We start from the raw sequence: 968 nt of genomic DNA, 5'->3' as shown, positions 1-968 counted from the left end.
CCGCGGCTGCAGTCGGTGAGTTGCTTGGGCGCTCGGCGGGTGTCGCAGGGCCGGGACGGGAAACGGTCCTTGACGAACGCGGTGTGTCGTTCCTGGGCGGAGGGCCGGAGCGTGGCTGCGGGGCCGACCATGCATGGGCCGGTGGCGCCGAAAGTGTTGCCATGCTTCCACGATTCCAAGCCGAGCCCGCGGGGCCCTTCGCATGCCCGCACCGGGCATCGCCGGACGGTCAGACTCGGGACACCGTCCCGCAGCCCTCCGTACGGTCCTTGTCGAGGTCCTTGCTGCGGTCGTACGGGTCCGTGGTCGGGCCGGTCGGGGGCGCGCCGGTCGGTTCGGTCGAGTCGAACTCCGGGTGCAGATAGCCGTCGTAGACATCACAGGCGGAGTTGCCGATGTCGTCGGCGTACTGGACGATCGCCAGCTTGCCGGGGGTGGCCCGGATCTTCCTCGGGTCGGCCATCTCCACGTCGAGGACCCGGCGCACGATGGTGCGGGTCACCTCGGTCGAGTCCTTGTCGGCCGGGGCGACCGGGTAGACGAAGGTGTAGTCGGCGTGGATGATGACGGACGCGTGGTCTCCGGCCTTGAACGTCATGCGGCCGCGGGTCTTGACCACGTCCCCGACGAGCCGTATCTCGTCCGGGTCGAACCGGCTGACGAGCAGGAGCGGGTCGTGCCGCTCGTCCGGCTTGCGCAGCCAGCTCTTCACATCGTCGATCATCCCGGGCTGCTGGGGGTCGATGACGGCGAGTGCGGCGTCGGGGCGGGCGCCGAGCAGAGTCTTGCGGTCGATGTTCGCGCCGACGAGCAGGGCCTTGGTCTGCCGTAGTGCCTGGGCCACCTGAGCCTTCGTGAGCGAGCCGACCGGCGTCGCCTTCGGCAGGACGATCCCGGCCGCTCCGTCGGCCCACCGCGCGGCGGGGGACCCGGCGAACGGCCGGTCGAGGGTGGGCGTCAAGAGCGCT

1 pseudogene is annotated in these 968 nt (G+C 70.7%); it reads right to left on the bottom strand.

Annotated elements, in window-relative coordinates:
• Positions 1-229: 229 nt before the first annotated feature.
• Positions 230-968 (bottom strand): annotated as a pseudogene (locus ACFSL4_RS37605) (hypothetical protein); the annotation flags it as partial.

It is taken from the genome of Streptomyces caeni (assembly GCF_042678285.1).
Classification (GTDB): Bacteria; Actinomycetota; Actinomycetes; order Streptomycetales; family Streptomycetaceae; genus Streptomyces; species Streptomyces caeni.
The sequence above is the reverse complement of the archived record's forward strand: the minus strand, read 5'-3'. Positions and strand labels throughout refer to the sequence as shown.